At 64.8% G+C, this 15,179-nt stretch carries 11 protein-coding genes; 3 read left to right on the forward strand and 8 right to left on the reverse strand.

Features of this window, described 5'->3' with window-relative positions; all coding sequences use genetic code 11:
• Positions 1-71 precede the first annotated feature (71 nt).
• The 3 genes from VF716_RS03275 to fadD2 form a co-directional block, all read right to left on the reverse strand.
• Positions 72-1,757, reverse strand: a complete 1,686-nt coding sequence (locus VF716_RS03275) for a methyl-accepting chemotaxis protein (RefSeq protein ID WP_434757793.1) — start codon at positions 1,755-1,757, stop codon at positions 72-74.
• Positions 1,758-1,933: 176 nt separating this feature from the next.
• Positions 1,934-3,625, reverse strand: a complete 1,692-nt coding sequence (gene fadD1 / locus VF716_RS03280) for a long-chain-fatty-acid--CoA ligase FadD1 (RefSeq protein ID WP_011914061.1) — start codon at positions 3,623-3,625, stop codon at positions 1,934-1,936.
• A gap of 223 nt (positions 3,626-3,848) precedes the next feature.
• The gene (gene fadD2, locus VF716_RS03285) at positions 3,849-5,537 is read right to left on the reverse strand and encodes a long-chain-fatty-acid--CoA ligase FadD2 (protein WP_011914062.1); all 1,689 of its coding nucleotides are present in this window, start codon (positions 5,535-5,537) and stop codon (positions 3,849-3,851) included.
• 273 nt (positions 5,538-5,810) lie between these two features.
• Between fadD2 and VF716_RS03290 the strand changes: the two genes are divergently transcribed.
• Positions 5,811-6,281, forward strand: coding sequence for a MaoC family dehydratase (locus VF716_RS03290; protein WP_011914063.1), 471 nt, complete (start codon positions 5,811-5,813; stop codon positions 6,279-6,281).
• A gap of 236 nt (positions 6,282-6,517) precedes the next feature.
• Positions 6,518-9,637 (forward strand): pullulanase-type alpha-1,6-glucosidase, encoded by a 3,120-nt coding sequence (gene pulA, locus VF716_RS03295; RefSeq protein ID WP_041755632.1) that lies wholly within the window; start codon positions 6,518-6,520, stop codon positions 9,635-9,637.
• Between the two features lie 69 nt (positions 9,638-9,706).
• Here pulA and ccoM read toward each other — a convergent pair whose 3' ends face one another.
• The 4 genes from ccoM to VF716_RS03315 form a co-directional block, all read right to left on the reverse strand.
• A complete protein-coding gene (gene ccoM / locus VF716_RS03300) occupies positions 9,707-9,817 on the reverse strand; it encodes a cytochrome c oxidase subunit CcoM (RefSeq protein WP_011914065.1) in 111 nt (36 codons plus the stop codon).
• A 257-nt stretch (positions 9,818-10,074) separates the two neighbouring features.
• Complete coding sequence (locus VF716_RS03305; protein WP_011914067.1) at positions 10,075-10,236, reverse strand: hypothetical protein; 162 nt, start codon at positions 10,234-10,236, stop codon at positions 10,075-10,077.
• The gene (locus VF716_RS03310) at positions 10,226-10,849 is read right to left on the reverse strand and encodes an alpha-ketoglutarate-dependent dioxygenase AlkB family protein (RefSeq protein ID WP_013983584.1); all 624 of its coding nucleotides are present in this window, start codon (positions 10,847-10,849) and stop codon (positions 10,226-10,228) included. Before VF716_RS03310 ends, VF716_RS03305 begins: the two co-directional genes overlap by 11 nt.
• A gap of 1 nt (position 10,850) precedes the next feature.
• A complete protein-coding gene (locus VF716_RS03315) occupies positions 10,851-11,147 on the reverse strand; it encodes a hypothetical protein (RefSeq protein ID WP_011914069.1) in 297 nt (98 codons plus the stop codon).
• Between the two features lie 149 nt (positions 11,148-11,296).
• On the opposite strand from VF716_RS03315, the gene rapA reads away from it, so the two are divergent.
• Entirely contained in the window at positions 11,297-14,146 is a 2,850-nt protein-coding gene (gene rapA / locus VF716_RS03320; RefSeq protein ID WP_011914070.1) for an RNA polymerase-associated protein RapA, read from the forward strand.
• Positions 14,147-14,206: 60 nt separating this feature from the next.
• Here the strand turns inward: rapA and VF716_RS03325 are convergent, their stop codons facing one another.
• The gene (locus tag VF716_RS03325; protein ID WP_081002380.1) at positions 14,207-15,130 is read right to left on the reverse strand and encodes a CHAD domain-containing protein; all 924 of its coding nucleotides are present in this window, start codon (positions 15,128-15,130) and stop codon (positions 14,207-14,209) included.
• Positions 15,131-15,179 lie beyond the last annotated feature (49 nt).

Consider the following 15,179-nt stretch of genomic DNA (forward strand, 5'->3'; position numbering starts at 1 on the left):
CCCGGAAAAGACGAAACCCTGCCGGGCAGGGTTTCGCTAAGGCCCGTCCTAGAGCGGACGCAGCGCTACGATCAGATGCGGAACTGGGCCACCAATCGCTGCAGCTGCTCGGCCAGGCCGTTGAGCTCGCGGGCCGTCTGCGCGCCCTGTGCGGCATCGCTGGCGACGCCGTCCACCGCATCGGCGATGTGGTGCACGCTGCGGTTGATTTCCTCGGCCACGGCGGTCTGCTCTTCGGCTGCGGCGGCGATCTGCGCGTTCATCGAATTGATGGTGCCGATCAGGGCGGAAATCGCATCCAGCGACTCGCCGGCCTGGTTGGCATGATCGCGGGTGCTCTCGCCCGTCTCGCCAGCGCGCAGCATGGTGCTGACCGTGTGCGACGTTGCGCCCTGCAGGCGATCGATCATGTTCTGGATCTCGCCGGTACTCTGCTGGGTGCGACTGGCCAGCGCCCGGACTTCATCGGCGACCACGGCGAAACCGCGTCCGGCCTCGCCGGCACGGGCTGCCTCGATGGCGGCGTTGAGCGCCAGCAGGTTGGTCTGCTCGGCAATGGCGCGGATCACGTCGAGCACGCCGACGATGCCCTTGACGTCCTGCTGCAGACCTTCCAGCGACTCGCCACTGCCGCGCAACTCGCCCACCAGCTCGTGGATCTGGCGAATGCTCTGGTCCACCACCTGCTTGGCGGCGACGCCCTGCTGATCGGTCTCGCGCGCCGCCTCGGCCGCACGCTGGGCGCTCATCGCCACTTCGTGGGCGGCGGCGGACATCTCGTTGATCGCGGTGGCGACCTGGTCGGTTTCGTGTCGCTGGCTGGCCATGGCCTGCTCGGAACGCTGCGCCTGGCTGGCCACCGCGCTCACCAGCCCGGTCAGCTGCGTGGTGGTACCGGCAACCTGGCGCACCAGCAGATGAATCTTCTCGACGAAGCGATTGAAGGAGGTCGCCAGTTCGCCCAGCTCGTCGCGGCTGGTCACGGGCAGGCGCTGGGTCAGATCGCCGTCACCCTGGGCCATGTCGTCCAGATTCTGCTTGATCTGCAGCAGCGGGCGCAGGATGGCGTTGCTCATCAGTACGGCGAGGCCGGCCATCAGGATCAGCAGCAGCGCCGCTGCGACGAGCATGATCATGGTCAGGCCGTCGATACGCGCCTGAAACACAGCGCGGGCTTCGACCACGTCACGCTCGACGTCATCCAGGTTCAGCGAGGTACCGAACACCAGGTTCCACTTGGGCAGATGCTCCGCATAGCCCACCTTGGGCACCAGCGCATCGCTGCCCGGCACGGCGAAGCTATAGTCGACGAAATGGCTGCCGTCCTGCCCGGCCTTGACCAGCTCGCGAATGGCGTAGACGCCGTTCGGGTCACGGTAATCCGCGAAGCTTTCGCCGATGCGCTCGCGCGTGGCCCCCTGGAACACTCGGCGTGACTGACCATCGTAGCCCCAGAAATAGCCTTCGCTGCCATAGCTCAGCCGCTCGAACACGGCGACCGCCTGGTCGCGCGCCTGCAGGTCGCCCTCGGCAGAGCGTTCGTAGATCGGCCCGATGGCGTTGCGCGCCAGCTCGACGTAGTGCTTGAGCTCGGCACGGCGGTCGCGAATCAGATTGGCGCGGGTCTGCGCTTCCTGCTGGTCGGCCAGATCCTGCAGCTGTAGCACCGAGACCCCGCTGAGTATCAGGGTCAGCAACAGAATCGGGCCAAGCGCAAGCAGGAGCAGCTTCGCCCGCAGACGTAAGGAGGACAGCATGTCGGCAAACCCCTATAAAAAGCACGGTTAAGTAGTGCCATTGTGCCACCGACTACATGCCTAGAAGAACGCGACTAAATGCCAATTCAAGGGAACGGCCGCTGCTGCCGATGAACGCCGTTCGCATAAACGAAAAAAACCCCGCCGAGGCGGGGTTTCTTGTAGGCTCTGCGCGCTTACTTCTTGTGGCCCAGCTTGCGCAGTTCCTCGTCGCGCAGCTCGCGACGCAGGATCTTGCCGACGTTGGTGGTCGGCAGGCTTTCGCGGAACTCGACATAGCGCGGCCGCTTGTAGCCGGTCAGGTTGTCGTGCATGTGCTGCATGACCTGCTCCTTGGTCAGGCTCTCGCCCGGCTTGACCACCACGAACAGCTTGATCGCCTCACCGGACTTCTCGTCCGGCACGCCGATGGCGGCGCACTGCAACACGCCCGGCAGGCTGGCCAGCACATCTTCCAGCTCGTTGGGATACACGTTGAAGCCGGACACCAGGATCATGTCCTTCTTGCGGTCGACGATGCGGATGTAGCCATCTTCCTGGATGACGCCGATGTCGCCGGTCTTGAACCAGCCGTCCGCGTCGATCACCTCGTCCGTGGCCTCCGGCCGCTGCCAGTAGCCCTTCATCACCTGCGGCCCCTTGATGCACAGCTCGCCGATCTCGCCCTGCGCCAGCTCCTGGCCGTCATCGTTGATGACCTTGAACTGCGTGGACGGCACCGGAATGCCGATGGAGCCGAGCTGGATGTGCTCGATTGGGTTGACCGAGGCCACCGGACTGGTTTCGGTGAGGCCGTAGCCTTCGCAGATCGGACAGCCGGTGACCTGCTTCCAGCGCTCGGCCGTGGCCAGCTGCAGCGCCATCCCGCCCGACAGGGTGACCTTGAGCGCCGAGAAATCGAGCTTGCGGAAGTCTTCGCTGTTGCACAGCGCGACGAACAGGGTGTTGAGCCCGACGAAGCCGCTGAAGCGGTACTTGCCCAGGTCCTTGATCATCGCCGGCAGATCGCGCGGGTTGGAGATCAGGATGTTGTGGTTGCCGCTGAGCATCATCGCCATGCAGTGAAAGGTGAAGGCGTAGATGTGATAGAGCGGCAACGGCGCGATCAGCACTTCGCTGCCGTCATTGAGGTTCGCGCCCATCAGCGCCTTGCACTGCAGCATGTTGGCGACGATGTTGCGGTGCGTCAGCATGGCGCCCTTGGCCACGCCGGTGGTGCCGCCGGTGTACTGCAGCACGGCCACGTCTTCGCTCTTGGGCGACGCTTCGCGCACCGCCTTGCCGCGGCCCAGCGCCAGGGCATCGTTGAGCTTCACCGCTTTCGGCAGGCTGTAGGCCGGCACCATCTTCTTCACATGCTTGACCACCGCGTTGATCAGCATGCGCTTGAGCGGTGGCAGCATGTCGGCGACTTCGGTGATGACGACGTGCTTGATGCCGGTCTTGGGCAGCACTTCCTCGGCCAGGTGCGCCATGTTGGCCAGGCAGACCAGCGCCTTGGCGCCGGCGTCGTTGAACTGGTGTTCCATCTCCCGCGCGGTGTACAGCGGGTTGGTGTTGACCACGATGAGCCCGGCGCGCATGGCGCCGAACACCACGATGGGATACTGGATGAGGTTCGGCAGCTGCACCGCGATGCGGTCGCCAGGCTGGAGATCGGTGTTCTGCTGCAGGTAGGCGGCGAAATCGCCGGACAGCTTGTACAGCTCACCGTAGGTCAGGGTCTTGCCGAGATTGCTGAACGCCGGCTTGTCCGCGAAGCGCTCGCACGACTGTCTGAGCACAGCCTGGATGTTCTGGTACTCGTCGGGATTGATCTCGCTGGCGACCCCAACAGGATACTTATCCTTCCAGAAGTTATCGGTCATGAACCCCACTCCTAAGCAACCGCTTTATCACTGCGCGATGGCAGCTGTTTTGTTGTGATTTGTTAACTTTTGTACCGCTGATCGGGCAAAAAGCGTTCCCGAGGTTAGCAGCTTTGCCGGGGAGCGAATAGAGTCCGCGAAGGAGGCTTTCGACATAAAGTGACCGGAACAAATATCCCGGTCACTTCATTCCTTGTCTGCGACAGGCGCCCTGCTCGCGCCATCAGGCGCTTTCGCGCAGCTCCCGGCGCAGGATCTTGCCGACCGGTGTCATGGGCAATGCATCGCGGAACACGTAATGGCGCGGCATCTTGTATCCGGTGAAATTCTCCCGGCAGTAAGCGTGCAGTTCTTCCTGGGTCAGCGTCGGGTCGCTCGGCACGACGAACAACTTGACCGCCTCGCCGGATTTCTCGTCCGCCACGCCGATGGCGGCGCAGGCTGCCACCTTGGGATGAGCCATCACCACGTCCTCGATCTCGTTGGGATAGACATTGAAGCCCGAGACGATGATCAGGTCCTTCTTGCGGTCGACGATGCTGACGAAACCGTCCTGGTCGATCACGGCGATGTCACCGGTTCGCAGCCAGCCCTCTTCGTCGAGCACTTCCGCCGTCGCCTCGGGGCGCTGCCAGTAGCCCTTCATCACCTGCGGTCCCTTCACGCACAACTCGCCGCGCTCGCCCAGCGGCAGGGCATTGCCCTCGTCGTCGATGACTTTCAGCGTGGTGCCGGGCACCGGCAGGCCGACAGTACCCAGCCGCGAATGCTCGCCGTGAGGATTGGCGCAGACCACCGGCGACGTCTCGGTCAGCCCGTAGCCCTCGACGACGGTGCAGCCGGTCATGCTCTTCCAGCGCTCGGCCACCGCCGAAACCAGAGCGGTGCCGCCCGAATTGGTGCCCTTGAGGCGGGAGAAGTCGACCTTCTTGAACTGCGGATGGGCCATCAGCGCGACGAACAAGGTATTGAGGCCGAGGAAGGCGGAGAACTGCCAGCGCTGCAGCTCCTTGACGAAGCCATTGATATCTCGCGGGTTGGTGATCAGCACGTTGTGGTTCCCGGTGACCATCATGCACATGCAGTTAACCGTGAAGGCATAGATGTGATACAGCGGCAGTGGGGCGATCATCACCTCCTGGCCTTCGCGGATCACCGGGTGACCCTGGGCGTCGAGCTGCTGCATGTTCGCCCGCACCTGCTGCATGTTGGCCACCAGGTTGCCGTGGGTCAGCATGGCGCCCTTGGCCACACCCGTGGTGCCGCCGGTGTACTGCAGCACAGCGATGTCATCCAGGCTGAGCGGCGTCGGCTTCAGGCTGTGGCGCGCGCCGTCGCGCAGCAGGTTCTTGAAGGCGACGGCCTGCGGCAGGCTGTAGTCGGGCACCATCTTCTTCAGATGCTTGACCGCCGCATTGACCAGCGCCCCGCGCAACGTCGGCAGCATGTCGCCGATCTGCACCTCGATCAGGTGCTCGATGACGGTGTCGGCCAGCACCTCCTGCACGTGGTTGCCGAACGTATTGAGGTACACCAGCGCCCGCGCGCCGGAATCCTGAAACTGGTGGCGCATCTCCCGCGCGGTATACAACGGGTTGGTGTTGACCACGATGAGCCCCGCACGCAGCGCGCCGAACACCGCGACCGGGTACTGCAGCAGGTTGGGCATCTGGATGGCGATGCGATCACCAGGCTGCAGATCGGTGTGATGCTGCAGCCAGGCGGCGAACGCGGCGGAGTAACGTTCCAGATCGGAATAGCTGAGGGTCACGCCCATGTTGCTGAACGCCGGGCGGTCGGCGTGCGCCTTGCAGGCGCGCTCGAACACTTCCACGACCGAGCGATAGGCAGCGAGATCGATGTCGTTGGGCACGCCGGCAGGGCGTTTGTCATTCCAGAATTCAGGCTGCATTGTTATTGGCCTCTTTACCTGAGAGTGTCTGGCCCACGCACAGCGGGCTCTGGCGAACTTAGCAGGTCGGCGTCGCGGCGCAACAGCCCGAGCCGCATTAATCACCGCTGTGAATCTTTCATCACGGCATCACGCGGTCCGGCGCCGGGACAAGCGCAGCCCATGCCTCTAGAATGCAGCCCCAGCGCGCGGCACCGGCCAGCTCGGATCGCGCGAGCCGCTTCGATCCATCGGGCGCAGCATCCGGTGCGCCGACCAGCCTGAGGACAATTCATGAGCACGATCAGCAACACGCCTTACGCCGACCTGGAGGTCGGTCAGCAGGCGAGCTACGAAAAACACGTCGAGGAAAAGGACATCCAGCTGTTCGCCGCGATGTCCGGTGATCGCAACCCGGTGCACCTGGATGCCGAGTTCGCCGCCGGTACCCTGTTCAAGGAGCGCATCGCCCATGGCATGTTCAGCGGCGCGCTGATCAGCGCCGCGGTCGCCTGCACCATGCCTGGCCCAGGCACCATCTATCTGGGCCAGACCATGAAGTTCACCCGTCCGGTGAAGATCAACGACACGCTGACCGTGCGCCTGGAAATTCTCGAGAAGCTGCCAAAGAACCGCGTGCGCATCGCCACCCGGGTGTTCAACCAGAACGACGAATTGGTGGTCGACGGCGAAGCCGAAGTGCTCGCCCCGCGCAAGCAGGAAACCGTCGAACTGAAGGAGCTGCCGCCGATTTCCATCGGCTGAGTATTTCCGGGTTCGCCACCGGTTGGCGACGGCAAATGGAGGGCGCCCGAGCGGCGCCCTCTTCATTTCTACCGCGCCTGTCGGCAGGGAGCCGGCCCCGGACGGGGGACAGGCACAAGGCTATTACGGCCTTTGGCTACGCCCCGTGCACTTCCCGCCGGAAGGATGCCGATCCGATCACGCGCGTCGACCATCCAGCGAGCAGTACAAAAAGAACAACAACGGGACCCTCACCCATGCTCATTCGCTCGATCGCTCACTGGCGCCTGGCGGCGCTGCTCCTCGGTGGCTTGCCGCTGGCCGTGCCATCCGCTTCGGCTGTTCCGCTCGACCCAGGCCCGGACGAGGCCCTGCTCTACTACCAACGCGCCGACGGCGACTACAACGGCTGGGGCCCGCACCTGTGGAACACCGCCGACTGCAACGGCAGTGCGACCGAAACCAGCTGGACGCAACCGCTCGCGGCGGCGGAGACCGACCCGGAGCATGGCGCGCTCTACCGCATCCCACTCAGCGCCGACGCCAGCTGCCTGAACCTGATCATGCACAAGGGCGACGAGAAGGATCTGGGCGGTACCGACCTGGTCTGGCGCTTCGACGAACTCGGCCGTCGCGTCTTCACGGTCAGCGGCAACCCGCAATTGTCCAGCACGCCAATAAGCGGCAGCGCCGTGGTGATCAAGGGCGCCCGTGCGCACTGGCTCGATCCTTTCACGCTTGCGCTGGTGGGCGGCGCTCCGGGCGCCAGCCGCGTCGAGCTGCGTTACGCCCACGATGCCAGCATTCGCATCGACAGCGAGGCGCGTACCGTCAGCGGCGGACAGGCCCTGGCGATGCAACCGGCCAGCCTGCGCAATGGCCTCAGGCACCAGCACCCGCATCTGGCCGATGCCCCGGCGTACCGGATCAAGGCCGGCGCACATGCCCTGCGTCGCGCCGTGATGAGCCAACTGGTGGTGGTCGCCTATGACGCGGACGACCGGGTTATCGATGCCACCGAAGTGCAGACCGCCGGCATCCTCGACATGCTGTTCGCCTACAACGGTGAGCTGGGTTCAACGCTCGATGGCAGAGGTGTGTCCTTCAAGCTCTGGGCACCGACCGCACAGCGGGTTCGCCTGCATGTGTTCGATGCGTCCAAACGGCTGCTACCGGGATACCCCAAGCCTATGCGGGAGCGGCTCGGCGTCTGGAGCCTGGAAGGTCCGCGTTCGCTGGATCGGCAGTACTACCAGTACGAAGTCACCGCCTACCGACCCAGCACCGGCAGGATCGAGACGACGCTGGTCAGCGACCCCTACGCCCTGAGCCTGTCACGCAACAGCCAGTACGCCCAGGTGGTCGACCTGAATGCCGATGATCTCAAGCCCGCCGGCTGGGATGCGGTGCGTCCGCCACGCCCAGAGCGCCCTGAAGCGAGCGTGATCTACGAAACCCACCTGCGTGATTTCAGCGCCAGCGACGCCAGCCTGCCGGCCGCGCTGCGCGGCACCTACGCCGCGTTTACCCGACCTGACAGCAACGGCATGCGGCACCTGCGCGACCTGCAGAAGGCCGGGCTCACCCACGTCCAGCTGCTGCCGGTGTTCGACATCGCGACCATCGACGAAGACCCCGCCCGGCGGATCAACCTCGACGATCCCTTCGCCAAGCTCTGCGACCTCTCGGACCAGGCCCGCCAGCGCTGGGCGCAATACTGCAGCGCGGCAAGCATCCGCCAGGTGCTGCAGGGCTTCGACCCGGCCAGCGGCCAGGCGCAGTCACTGTACGACGACCTGCGCGGGCTGGATGACTTCAACTGGGGCTACGACCCCTTCCACTTCACCGCGCCCGAGGGCAGCTACGCCAGCAATGCCGAAGGCGTGCAGCGCATCATCGAGTTCCGCCAGATGGTGCAGGCCTTGGCCGGTAACGGCCTGGCCACGGTGATGGACGTGGTCTACAACCACACCAACGCCTCCGGCCTGGCTGACAAATCGGTTCTGGACAAGGTCGTGCCCGGTTACTACCACCGCCGCAACCCCACCACCGGCGCGGTCGAAACCTCGACCTGCTGCGAGAACACCGCCAGCGAGCACCGCATGATGGCCAAGCTGATGATCGACTCGCTGAAGGTCTGGGCCCGCGACTACAAGATCGCCGGTTTTCGCTTCGATCTCATGGGTCACCACATGCGCGAGCAGATCGTCGATGCGTATCGCGCGGTCCGCCGCATCGATCGCGAGACCTATTTCTACGGCGAAGGCTGGGAATTCGGCGAGGTCGCCGGCAATGCGCGCGGCATCAATGCCAACCAGCTGAACATGGCCGGTACCGGTGTCGGCACATTCAACGATCGACAGCGTGATGCGGTACGCGGCGGCAGCCCCTTCGATGGCGGCGACAGCATCCGTAGCAACCAGGGCTTCGCCAACGGGCTCTACCTGCGACCCAACGAGCTGAGCGGCGCCGGGGCTCAGGAAAAAGCGCAACTGCTGCACGCCGCCGATCTGATCCGCGTCGGCATCGCCGGCGGGCTGCGCGATTTCCAGTTCGTCACCGCCGACGGCAGCACGCGCAAGGGCAGCGAGATCGACTACAACGGCCAGCCCGCCGGCTATACGCTGGACCCGCAGGAAACCGTCAACTACGTCTCCAAGCACGACAACCAGACGCTGTGGGACAACAACCAGTACAAGTTCGCCAGCAGCCTGTCGGTTGCCGACCGGGTCCGTCTACACCTGGTGGCGCTGTCGGTGCCGCTGTTCAGTCAGGGCGTGCCGTTCATTCATCTCGGCTCCGACATCCTGCGTTCAAAGTCCATGCAGCGCGACAGCTACGACTCGGGGGACTGGTTCAACGCGGTGGATTTCAGCTACCAGGACAACAACTGGAACAAGGGCTTGCCACGCGCGGACAAAGACGGCGACAACTGGCCGCTGATTCGCAGGATCATCGTCGATCCACAGGCCAAACCGGGCAGCGCCGACATCGTCGCGGCGAAACGACGTTTTCTCGAGCTGCTGAGCATCCGCAGCGACAGCCCGCTGTTCCAGCTGGAGAGCGCCCGCGAGGTGCAACGGCGCCTGCATTTCCACAATACCGGGCCTGAACAGCTGCCTGGAGTGATCGCCTTCAGCCTGGCGGATAATCCACGCGAGGGGCGCGACCTGGACCGCCGCTACAGCGCTTTGATGGTGGTGATCAATGCATCGGACAAGCGGGTTCGCCTGCCGGCCGCCGATGGCTATCGGTTGCATCCGGTGCTCAAAGCCTCGGTCGACCCGATCAACCGTCAGGCAACGGTAAACAATGGGATGTTCGAGGTTCCGGCATTCACGACGACGGTGTTCGTCCAGCCCCAGACCCGTCGATAAATCGCGCGCAAAAAAAAGGCGACCATAGGTCGCCTAAATGCCTTGCGTGCTCTTTGAATCTGGAAGAACTCAGCGCTTCTTGTGCGCGTCCTTCCAGATGAAATATCCGAAGCCTCCGAGGAAGGCGACCATCAGGCCGACCGTGACCACCCCTGCGAGCACCACATTATCGACAAACATGAGACCTACCTCCGAAACCTGATTCGCTGTTCGATGGGTTCAAGGTAAACCCGGGCGACCGGGAAAAAATTGACCCGCGTCAATGGCCGCAAGATGCCGATCCCAGGCACGCGCAACGACTGATCCAGGTCAAGAAAACGGGGTATCAGGAAGGAAACAGGGGCGATTCCGCCGCCGAGCGCATGAAGCGCGAATAGCGGCATTGGGTACTCATAACAAAACGGTATGAAACGGGGATAGGTGGGAGCGGGTGCCGTTCAGCGTTTCTTCGAGGGCTTCTTGCCCTTCTTCTTCGGCTTGCCAAGTGGCAGCACCTGCTCGAAGGTCTTGCGCATCTCCTCGAGTCGCTTGTCGTTCAGGTCGTGAATGCGGCGGGCACGTTCGGCGCTGAAATCGATCAGGTTCTCGTCACTGCTCATGTGGTTGGTCTCGGTGGATCAGGCGAAAGGTCAGGTTGAGACGCGGCTGCGATACCTTGCTGGTCCGCGCGATCTGATGTTGCCAATGATGCTGCGTGGCGCCACTCATGACCAGCAACGAACCATGTCCCAGAAGCAGCGAATGCTGAATCCGTCCACTGCCCTTGCGCCGCAGGTCGAAGCGCCGCTCGGCTCCCAGGCTCAACGATGCCACGACAGGATTGCGGCCCAGCTCGACTTCGTCGTCACTGTGCCAGCCCATGGCATCGCCGCCGTCGCGATACAGGTTGAGCAACACGCCATTGAAGCGGTGCCCCGTTTCGCGCTCCAGACGCTGACGGACCCCCTGCAACAGCGGCGTCCAGGCCAGCGGCTCATGCTGCAGGCCGGAATAGCGATACGCTGCCTGCGAATCACCGTACCAGGCCACCAGGCGCGGTACCGCGACCTGGCGGCCGTAGAGGCGTATCTCCGGCTGCGTCCAGGGCGTGGCGAGGATCAGCTCCTGCAGCCAGGCATCGGCGGTATCGCTGTCGAGCCAGTCCGCCGAGTAGTCCAGCGCTGCATCGGGCAGCTCGATCGATGGAACATGGCGCGGGCCGCTCGCAGGCACATCAGACCTCGACATCGACCCAGAGCCCTTGGCGCGGCAGTTCTTCGAGCGCGGCCTGATCCTGCTCGTCGGTCTCGCCCTTGGCCAGCTCCTCCGGGGTATAGCCGCGACGCTGCCGCCGCCGTTGCTCGTCGCGCAGCATTTCCGCGCTCTCCTGCGGATGCCGGCGGTCGAGCGTGACGGCGCTTTCGTCGGAGCTCGCCTGTACGGGTGTCACCGGCGCCACCTCGGGGCGTGGCTTGACCACGTCCTGCTGGGCGGCAACCGGAATCACGCCGGTTGGAATGGGTGGCAGCATGCTGATGGCCCTCCTTACCTGTGAGTCGGCGCGGCACCGGTCAACTTTAACAGGACCGCTACACTTCATGCGTCGAGCAGTCGCCATCGGCGTCGCTCTCCCGGCGACGTTCCGTTACCATAGCCGGCTTTTTCACAGCGGGAGGCAGCATGGCGCAGCAGTATCTACCGGGGCAACGCTGGATCAGCGACAGCGAGGCGGAACTCGGCCTCGGAACCATCCTCACTCAGGATGGACGGATGCTCACCGTGCTTTACCCGGCGACCGGCGAGACCCGCCAGTATGCGACGCGCAGTGCGCCACTGACCCGCGTACGCTTCGTCCCGGGAGACGAGATCACCCACTTCGAAGGTTGGAAGATGACCGTGCGCGAGGTCGATGACGTCGATGGCCTGCTGGTCTATCACGGCCTGACCGCGCAGAACGAAGCCCGCACCCTGCCGGAAACCCAGCTGTCGAACTTCATCCAGTTCCGCCTGGCCAGCGACCGCCTCTTCGCCGGCCAGATCGACCCGCTGGCCTGGTTCAGCCTGCGCTACCACACCCTGCAGCACCAGAGTGCCCAGCTGCAGTCCTCGCTGTGGGGCCTGGGTGGCGTGCGTGCACAGCCCATCGCGCACCAGCTGCACATTGCCAAGGAGGTCGCCGACCGCATCGCCCCCCGCGTGCTGCTGGCAGACGAGGTGGGTCTGGGCAAGACCATCGAAGCCGGCCTGATTATCCATCGCCAGCTGCTCTCCGGCCGCGCCAGCCGGGTGCTGATCCTGGTACCGGAGAACCTCCAGCACCAGTGGCTGGTGGAGATGCGCCGCCGCTTCAATCTGGAAGTTGCGCTGTTCGATGCCGAGCGCTTCATCGAGAGCGATGCCAGCAACCCGTTCGAAGACACCCAACTGGCGCTGGTGTCGCTGGAGTGGCTGAAGGAAGACGAGCGCGCCCAGGATGCGGCCTTCGCCGCCGGCTGGGACCTGCTGGTGGTGGACGAGGCGCACCATCTGGTCTGGCACCCGGAAAGTGCCAGCGCCGAATACCGGCTGGTCGAACAGCTGGCGGAAGTGATCCCCGGCGTGCTGCTGCTGACCGCGACCCCGGAACAGCTGGGCCTGGACAGCCACTTCGCCCGTCTGCGCCTGCTCGACCCGAATCGCTTTCACGACCTCGACGCCTTCCGCGCCGAGAGCTCCAGCTACCAGCCAGTGGCCGAAGCCGTGCAGGAACTGCTCGACGAGGGTCGTCTCTCGCAGCAGGCTCATCAGACCATCCATGATTTCCTCGGCGCCGAAGGCGAAGCCCTGCTCGCCGCCGCCACCGATGGCGATATCGAGGCCAGCAGTCGGCTGATCCGCGAGCTGCTCGACCGTCACGGCACCGGCCGCCTGCTGTTCCGCAATACGCGCGCCGCCGTGCAGGGCTTTCCCGAGCGCCAGCTGCACCCCTACCCGCTGCCCTGCCCCGCCGAATACATGGAGCTGCCGCTGGGCGAGCACGCCGAGCTGTATCCGGAAGTCGCCTTCCAGAGTCAGCAGGAACCGGCCGACGAGCAGAATCGCTGGTGGCAGTTCGACCCGCGTGTCGAGTGGCTGATCGACACCCTGAAGATGCTGAAGAAGTACAAGGTGCTGGTCATCTGCGCCCACGCCGAGACCGCGCTGGATCTGGAGGACGCGCTGCGCGTGCGCTCCGGCATCCCGGCCACGGTATTCCACGAAGGCATGAGCATCCTCGAACGTGACCGCGCCGCGGCCTACTTCGCCGACGAGGAGTTCGGCGCGCAGGTGCTGATCTGCTCGGAAATCGGCAGCGAAGGCCGCAACTTCCAGTTCAGCCACCATCTGGTGCTGTTCGATCTGCCGGCTCATCCGGACCTGCTCGAGCAGCGCATCGGCCGCCTCGACCGTATCGGCCAGCAGCACACTATCCAGCTGCACGTGCCCTATCTGGAAACCAGCCCGCAGGAGCGCCTGTTCAAGTGGTACCACGAAGCGCTGAACGCCTTCCTGGCCACCTGCCCGACCGGCAATGCCCTGCAACATCAGTTCGGCCCGCGCCTGCTGCCGCTGCTGGAAGATGGCGATGACGACACCTTCCAGGGCCTGATCGACGAAGCCCGCGCCGAGCGTGAGCGCCTGGAAGCCGAGCTGCATGCCGGCCGTGACCGTTTGCTGGAACTCAACTCCGGCGGTGGCGAGCAGGGCACGGCGCTGGTGGACGCCATCGAGGAGCAGGACGACCAGTTCGCGCTGCCGATCTACATGGAGCAGCTGTTCGATGCGTTCGGCATCGACAGTGAAGACCACTCGGAAAATGCCCTGGTGCTGCGCCCCAGCGAAAAGATGCTGGACGCCAGCTTCCCGCTGGGCGACGACGAGGCCGTGACCATCACCTACGACCGCGAGCAGGCGCTGGCCCGCGAGGACATGCAATTCCTCACCTGGGAACATCCCATGGTGCAGGGCGGCATGGACCTGGTGCTGTCCGGTTCCATGGGCAACACCGCGGTGGCGCTGATCAAGAACAAGGCGCTCAAGCCGGGTACCGTGCTGCTCGAACTGTTGTTCGTCAGCGAGGTGGTGGCGCCGCGCGCCCTGCAGCTGAGCCGCTTCCTGCCGCCGCTGGCGCTGCGCTGCCTGCTCGACGGCAACGGCAACGACCTGGCGGCCAAGGTGGCCTTCGACACGCTCAACGATCAGCTGGAAAGCGTGCCACGCGCCAGCGCCAACAAGTTCGTCCAGGCCCAGCGCGACGTGCTGGCCACGCAGATCGCCGCCGCCGAGGCCAAGATCAAGCCGCGCCATGTCGAACGCGTCGCCGAAGCCCAGCGCAAGCTCAAGGCCGGGCTGGACGAAGAGCTTGCCCGACTGGTGGCCCTGCAGGCCGTCAACCCGAGCGTGCGTGACAGCGAAATCGAAGCGCTGCGCCAGCAACGCGAGGACGGTCTGGCGGCACTGGAAAAGGCCGCCCTGCGCCTGGAAGCGATACGCGTACTGGTTGCCGGATAAGCTGGCGCGTTCCGGCCCTGACCGGCGGGCTGAGGCCCGCCCCCAGGGCCACGTGCGAAGCTAACCGCGCTCCGCCCGGGCGATGCACCAGTAGGCCGCCATTCGGGTGACCAGCGCCTTCGGCCCCTCGGCGTAGAGCCGCCGGCCAAGGCGCAGCGCTCGTTGCTGCAGCTGCTCGCGGCGCTGCTGGATACAACGCTGCAACTGCTCTCGAGTCTCCGGCGCGCCGAACAGATCGGGCTCGCGCTCCATCAGCTGGGCCATCATCGCCAGGTCATGGTCATCGCCCAGGGCATCGGCGACCTGCTTGAGCTGATCGGCGCGGCTTTCCAGCGCGTCCGGCCAGCACGGCGAAAGCAGCTGGCAGTGATACCAATGATCCTTCACCCGCTTGCGCCACTCGTGCAGCAGCTCGTCCGAAGCATCCCGTTCCGCCCGCGCCAGATCCCGCACGCCGTCGCTGTAGGTGCGGCGCAATCCGTTGGCGAGCAGCCCGAAGCCCTTGCCGGACAGCTTCCAGTGCTGCATTTCCTGGGTCAGCGCACGCAGCTCACCCAGCACTTCGGCCAGCTCCGCGTCGAAATCCGCGTGCACCTCGCCATCCGGCGCGGCGCGCTGCTGCAGTTGCAGGCGAATCTGGCGGAACGCGTCGCTGACGAACAGTGGCTGGTTGGCCCGTGCCAGGGCGTCCCAGCTTTCCAGCATCGCCGCGGCATCGCGGGACTCGGCCAGGCGCCGCCCCACGTCGCGCAGCCGCCGGTTGTCGAGCTTGAAACGTGCACCGAGCGGCTCGCGTACCAGCCGCAACAGGGCTCGCAGTTCCTTGAAGCGCTTGCGCGCCTGATGCACCCCTTCCGCGCACTCATCCGCCTCGACCGTAAGCGCCTGGATCGCCTTGTCGATGCGCTGCAGGGCGGCCTTGCGCACTTCCTTGGCGGCGTTGCGAGTAGGTCGGATGCGATAGGCCATCGAATTGCTCTCCATGAAGACGCTCCGCTTGAGCACCGTTAATGGGACCCGCAGCCTGCACCCG

This window comes from Stutzerimonas sp. Brlt_14 (assembly GCF_051948915.1).
Lineage (GTDB): Bacteria > Pseudomonadota > Gammaproteobacteria > Pseudomonadales > Pseudomonadaceae > Stutzerimonas > Stutzerimonas stutzeri.

Excerpts from the sequence above, each read along its gene's own strand:
- VF716_RS03305 (WP_011914067.1), bottom strand. The coding sequence starts at position 10,236 with ATGAGCAGTGACGAGAACCTGATCGATTTCAGCGCCGAACGTGCCCGC.
- VF716_RS03275 (WP_434757793.1), bottom strand. The coding sequence starts at position 1,757 with ATGCTGTCCTCCTTACGTCTGCGGGCGAAGCTGCTCCTGCTTGCGCTT.
- fadD1 (WP_011914061.1), bottom strand. The coding sequence starts at position 3,625 with ATGACCGATAACTTCTGGAAGGATAAGTATCCTGTTGGGGTCGCCAGC.
- VF716_RS03325 (WP_081002380.1), bottom strand. The coding sequence starts at position 15,130 with ATGGAGAGCAATTCGATGGCCTATCGCATCCGACCTACTCGCAACGCC.
- VF716_RS03290 (WP_011914063.1), top strand. The coding sequence starts at position 5,811 with ATGAGCACGATCAGCAACACGCCTTACGCCGACCTGGAGGTCGGTCAG.
- VF716_RS03315 (WP_011914069.1), bottom strand. The coding sequence starts at position 11,147 with ATGCTGCCACCCATTCCAACCGGCGTGATTCCGGTTGCCGCCCAGCAG.
- fadD2 (WP_011914062.1), bottom strand. The coding sequence starts at position 5,537 with ATGCAGCCTGAATTCTGGAATGACAAACGCCCTGCCGGCGTGCCCAAC.
- pulA (WP_041755632.1), top strand. The coding sequence starts at position 6,518 with ATGCTCATTCGCTCGATCGCTCACTGGCGCCTGGCGGCGCTGCTCCTC.
- ccoM (WP_011914065.1), bottom strand. The coding sequence starts at position 9,817 with ATGTTTGTCGATAATGTGGTGCTCGCAGGGGTGGTCACGGTCGGCCTG.
- rapA (WP_011914070.1), top strand. The coding sequence starts at position 11,297 with ATGGCGCAGCAGTATCTACCGGGGCAACGCTGGATCAGCGACAGCGAG.